At 64.1% G+C, this 4578-nt stretch carries 6 protein-coding genes and 1 pseudogene; 3 read left to right on the top strand and 4 right to left on the bottom strand.

Annotation, left to right across the window (positions count from 1 at the left end; translation table 11 throughout):
• The 3 genes from pilV to PHD22_RS07095 form a co-directional block, all read right to left on the bottom strand.
• Positions 1 to 418 (bottom strand): type IV pilus modification protein PilV (pilV, locus tag PHD22_RS07085; RefSeq protein WP_299864284.1); only part of this gene is annotated, 418 nt, incomplete at its 3' end.
• Positions 419 to 434: 16 nt separating this feature from the next.
• Positions 435 to 1058: a GspH/FimT family pseudopilin gene (locus tag PHD22_RS07090; RefSeq protein ID WP_299864287.1), complete on the bottom strand. Its 624-nt coding sequence runs from the start codon at positions 1056 to 1058 to the stop codon at positions 435 to 437.
• Entirely contained in the window at positions 1052 to 1600 is a 549-nt protein-coding gene (locus tag PHD22_RS07095; protein ID WP_299864290.1) for a type IV pilin protein, read from the bottom strand. The genes PHD22_RS07090 and PHD22_RS07095 overlap by 7 nt, the downstream gene beginning before the upstream one ends.
• Before the next feature lie 45 nt (positions 1601 to 1645).
• Between PHD22_RS07095 and PHD22_RS07100 the strand changes: the two genes are divergently transcribed.
• A complete protein-coding gene (locus PHD22_RS07100) occupies positions 1646 to 2314 on the top strand; it encodes a hypothetical protein (RefSeq protein WP_299864293.1) in 669 nt (222 codons plus the stop codon).
• Here PHD22_RS07100 and PHD22_RS07105 read toward each other — a convergent pair.
• Positions 2296 to 3201, bottom strand: coding sequence for a LysR family transcriptional regulator (locus PHD22_RS07105; protein ID WP_299864296.1), 906 nt, complete (start codon positions 3199 to 3201; stop codon positions 2296 to 2298). The genes PHD22_RS07100 and PHD22_RS07105 overlap by 19 nt on opposite strands.
• A 175-nt stretch (positions 3202 to 3376) precedes the next feature.
• Between PHD22_RS07105 and PHD22_RS07110 the strand changes: the two genes are divergently transcribed.
• Both PHD22_RS07110 and PHD22_RS07115 read left to right on the top strand, forming a co-directional pair.
• Positions 3377 to 4069, top strand: a complete 693-nt coding sequence (locus PHD22_RS07110) for a haloacid dehalogenase type II (protein WP_299864299.1) — start codon at positions 3377 to 3379, stop codon at positions 4067 to 4069.
• A 1-nt stretch (position 4070) separates the two neighbouring features.
• A pseudogene (locus tag PHD22_RS07115) lies at positions 4071 to 4578 on the top strand (sulfite exporter TauE/SafE family protein); the annotation flags it as partial.

Genomic DNA, 4578 nt, shown 5'->3' on the forward strand with positions numbered 1-4578 from the left:
GGGTGGTGTAAACGCCCTGAACCTCCCGGGCATTCGCTCCCGTCCCGGCACCTGGCATGGTCCATTTGATGGTGAGATCGGCGCGCAAGACCTGACTGGTTGCGCCGGCGGAGAACTGCAGGGTGACCTCCGGATTGGGCAGCCGGCTCCCGCCCTCCAGCCGCTTGGTTTTCCACTCGACGAATTTGGTCCCGGTGGCGCCGAACTCGGACTGAACCTTGCTGACATCGGAAGCCGCCATCTTGGTCATCAGTTCGTCGGCCAGCATCGCCGCCTCGGTCCGGAAACGGCTGTCGGTGGAAATCTTGGAAGCGGCCGCCTGGAAACCGATCATTCCCAGAAGCCCGAGGGAAAAGATCAGCAACGCCACCAGGGCCTCCAGCAAGACGTAGCCCTGCATGTCCTGTTTCTTGAGCACGATGGTCACCTCACGATCAAGGGCCGGCGCACAGGTCCGCTGCCAACTGCGGAGCACACGCGGCCGGGTTGCCCGAAGGAGAGGAAGGATCACACATCTTGATTCCACCGCCCGGAGTGACAAACACGCAATACACTTTATCCGCTCCCGTCCTGCTGATCCTGAAGACCTGGGGTGTGCTCGGGGCGGTGCCATCCAGCGCCTGCACACGGCCATTGCCGTTGAAAACGAGGTTGGCCGGGCCGCCAACGGATACGTCCGCGGCAATCTCCTGCATGGCAAAACTGCCCACATAGGCATCAGCGGGCGTCGCGAGAGGCAGGTTGTCTGCGCCCAGCACCCGGGCAGCCCAGTTCTTGCCATTGGCTGTCGAGGTCAGGGTACGAATGCCACTGAGCGAGGGCGTGCCGTTGGTCAGCAGAAACTCCACCTGGTGATTCCGGCGAACCGCTTCTGCCAGGGCCTGCCGCAGACCATTCTGAACGCTCTCCGCGGCCCCCCTCACCGAGCTACGGCGTATCCAGTCCGCCATGTTGGGCACTCCGATGGCGAGAAGTATGCCCACCATGGAGACCGTCACCATCAGTTCAAGGAGGGTTACGCCCCGCTGGCCAGGCCGGCGGGAACGGCCAGTCAGCATGTCGTGGCTCCCTTAGACATCAACCAGCAAGTGGAGGAGGACGCCGTGGGGGTCGATGAGGTTTTGACCCCGTTCTGATTGATGGTGTAGCTGTAGCCGCTCATCCCCGACTTACCCGTCGCGGTGATCGTGAATGTGGTCGTCGAGCAGCTGGACAAGGCAACGTCGAAATCCGTATCGCTGAACAACGCGGCAAACAGGGAGGGGCAGGTCGTGCCGCCTGCGACGGTATAGGTCCGGTTGGAGTTGTAGTACTGCTCCATTCTAACCTTGGCCTCCATCAAGGCCTCCACGCCACGGGCAATCCTGCCCCTTGAGATATGATCCGTATAGGCTGGAACGGCAACGGCGGCAAGGATGCCTACGATCGCCACGACAATCATCAATTCCAGCAAGGTCACGCCCGATTGCTTGCGCATTTTTTTCTCCTTCATTGTGAGAATGCCATCACCCCTGCAGGCGGTCGAGCCTGCTGCGATCGACGGCCAGAACCTGCCGACAAGCGGCAGGAAGAACAACCAGAACCTGTAACAATGCACCATCCGGAAAGCTCGGACCCGTATCCGTCAGACCCCACCGAAGGTACCGTGAACACCCGGAACCCCCTCCGCCTGGGCGCTGCCTTGGGACTGTCGCTCTGCGCTCATCTGGCCGCCCTGGAACTGAGCCAGCACAGGCCATCTCCGGCCCTGACAACCCGCCCTCCCCCACCCCTTATCGAAGCCCGGCTGATGATCCGCCCGCCCGCGGCTCAGGTCCCCCTGGAGGCCCCCCCAGCAGGCGCCCTTCAGCCTGGGGACGCCCCGGCAGCCGCCCTGCCAGGTCAGGAGCCGGAGACGATGCAGACAAGCAGCACGGCAGAGACCGGACAGGAACAGACGACACCCGGCATCACCGAACGGAAAATTTCCGACTATCTGCCTGCCAGCCGCCTGAGCGAACCTCCCCGTCTGATGGACGCGCAGGACGAAGGCCGCTGGCCCCGCTTTACGGAGTGGCCGCCGGGGCGCTTCCGGCTCAAACTGGGCATTGATGCGCAGGGGAGCGTTGCGCTGGTCGTACCCGATTGCGAAGGCCGGCTGTGCGAGGCCGCCGCTGCGTATGGCGAAACGGTCAGGCTCTGGCACTTCCGGCCCGGTTACGTAGCGGGAGCGCCCGTACCCAGCCGGATCATCATCGAGTTTGAAGTAGGTCCAGAGCAGACGGGGGAAAATGCCTCGCCAGACCCGCGTCCCCCTCAGACACCCTTCCAGTAATCCGGTCGCCCGAAAACGCCACGCAGGTGATCAATCAACAGACGCACCCGCAGGGGCAGGCGCCGGCTCTGGGGAAAGACCGCGTAGATGCTGGAGGCCGGCGCTGCATAGACATCCAGAACCGATACGAGCCTTCCCGCATGGAGATCCTGCTCCACCTCCCACATGGAGCGCCAGGCTAGCCCGACGCCTCCCAGGGCCCACTCGTGGAGAACCGTTCCATCGTTACACTCGAACCGCCCGGACACCTTGATGACCCGGGTCTTGCCGGGGGTATCCGGGTCGATGAAGACCCAGCCGCGCTGAAGATCGAGGGAGAGACAGTCATGGCGGACAAGATCGTCAGGTGTCTCCGGAATACCCGCACGGGCCAGATATGAGGGACTTGCCACCACCACCCGACGGTTCTCTGCCAAGCGAACGGACACAAGACTGGAATCACTCAGCTCACCGATGCGAATGGCACAATCGACACCTTCATTCACCAAATCCACCAGACGATCCGAAAGGTCCAGACTGCAGGTCACCTCTGGATGAGCCGCCAGAAAACCCCGCACCAAGGGCGCCACATGGCGGCGGCCAAAGCCCGCGGGAGCGGACACCTTGATATGACCACTGGCTTTCACCCCCCCGAGGCTGACCGAGGCTTCGGCATTGGCCAGATCGTTGAGAATGCGCTGGCAATCCTCAAGGAATGCACTGCCCTCGAAGGTCAGGCTCAGCTTGCGGGTGGTGCGCAGCAGCAATTTCACCCCCAGGCGCTCCTCCAGCGCGTCGATGCGCCGCCCCATCATCGCCGGTGTCACGCCCTCGGCGCGGGCCGCTGCGGACAGGCTGCCGCGGCTGGCGACGCTGACAAAGGCGGTGATCTCCTTGAAGTTGCTCATCTTGTACTAAAAGTAAAAAATCATTTGATTTTATTATGGCTTCTTTTTTCTTTATGCATTGAATAAACTTCGCTGCATTGCACTAAAAAGAGATGTTGTCCCGCAAGCAGACAGCGGGCCGGCGCTCCGGCAACAACCCCCACCCGTCACCCTACGCAGCGAGGAGCAAACCAGCATGGCGCAGCAAGCCCGAATCCAGGCCGTCGCGTTCGATGCCTTTGGCACGCTCTTCGACGTCTACTCGGTGGGGCTGCTGGCCGAGCAGCTGTTTCCGGGCAAGGGGGCTACGCTTGCCGAGCTGTGGCGCCAGAAGCAGATCGAGTACAGCTTCATCCGCAGCCTGTCGGGCCGCTACAAACCCTTCTGGGACATCACCCGGGACGGCCTCGACTTTGCCGCCGCCCGCCTGGGGTTGGCCCTCGATGGTGCCCAGCGCACCCAGCTGATGAACCAGTACGCCTGCCTGTCGCCTTTCCCCGAGAATCTCTGCGCGTTGCGTCGCCTGAAAGACGCCGGCCTGCCCACCGCAATCCTCTCCAACGGTACGCCCGAGATGCTCCAGGTGGCGATCAAGAGCGCCGGCATGCAGGGGCTGTTCGACCACGTGCTGTCGGTGGACGCGGTGCGCAAGTACAAGACCCACCCCGACGCCTACGCCCTGGCTCCGGCCGCCTTCGGCGTTGCGCCGGAGCGCATCCTGTTCGTCACCTCCAACGGCTGGGACGCGGCCGGCGCCGCCTGGTATGGCTTCACCACCTTCTGGATCAACCGCAGCGGCCAGCCCCTCGAGGCGCTCGACGTGGCGCCCACCGCCACCGGCCGCACGATGGACGACGTGGTGGCCTACCTCCGCGGCGGGCGAGGCTGACATGGACGCCGCGCAGATCCTCCTCGTCGGCGGCGGCGCCTTTCTGGCTGGCGGCATGAACGCCATCGCTGGGGGCGGCACCTTCTTCTCGTTTCCCGCGCTGCTGGCGGCCGGCGTGCCGCCGGTGATGGCCAACGCCAGCAACACCGTGGCCATGTGGCCGGCCAGCCTGTCGAGCGCCTGGGCCTACCGGCGCGAGGTGAGCCGCCACCCGCGGTGGACGCTGCTGCTGGTGCTGGTGTCGCTGATTGGTGGCATCAGCGGCAGCTTGCTTCTGCTGGCTACGTCTAACGCCGCCTTCTCGCGCCTGGTGCCGTGGCTGCTGCTGGTGGCTACCAGCCTGTTCGCCTTCTCCGGGCAGATCAGCCGCGCCGTTGCGGCGGCCAAGGCGAAGGTCGGGCTCGGCACGCGGGCGGCCGGTACGCCGGGCGGGCTTGGCGGTTTGATCTTCCAGACCATCGTGGCGATCTACGGCGGCTTCTTTGGCGCCGGCATGGGCATCCTCACGC

The sequence above is a fragment of the Zoogloea sp. genome (genome assembly GCF_028693495.1).
Lineage (GTDB): Bacteria > Pseudomonadota > Gammaproteobacteria > Burkholderiales > Rhodocyclaceae > Zoogloea.